Here is a 524-nt window from a genome sequence, read left to right on the forward strand (position 1 = left end):
TTTGTCTTTGGTGTCTCCGGTTCGGGCCGCTCGGGTGCAGGCTGCACTGGTTCGGGCTGCTCGGGTGCTGGTTGTGCAGGGGCGGCTGCAGACTGCGGCAGCGCGGGTTCGGGTTGAGGCTCGGGTTGCACGGTAGCGGGTGCGGGCTTGTTGCCCATCGGCCGCTGCACGGTTTCGGGGCGGGCAGCGATGTCACGAACGTGATCGCCGGAGATGACACCGTGTCCGTCCATGAATCCGGGGTTGGTTGCGGTTCCTTCGAGGGTCGGCTGGTCGGTGATCACGTGCAGCACGATCTTCACATCAACACCCGATATGACCTGGTCGGCAGGGACGGTGACGATCTCTGCGGTGCAGGGATGTTTCGGATCGTTCGGGCATTGGCAGATGAACTCGCGACCCATCACCGTGGCGAACAATGCATCGGCCATCCGATCAGACTTTTTCCGTGGGTCAGCTTTGCACGTGGCCATGGCCAGCTTCTCCAGCCTGGCCATGATCAGCGTCATCTCTTCGGCGGTGGA

The 524-nt window shown here is 62.8% G+C and carries 1 protein-coding gene; it reads right to left on the reverse strand.

Annotated features, from left to right (window positions below):
* Positions 1-509, reverse strand: a 509-nt coding sequence (locus tag AC1TPF_RS27190; protein ID WP_482145899.1) for a DUF222 domain-containing protein, incomplete at its 3' end; no start/stop codon positions are given.
* Between the last annotated feature and the right edge of the window lie 15 nt (positions 510-524).

The sequence above is a fragment of the Williamsia sp. Y853 genome (assembly GCF_056786495.1).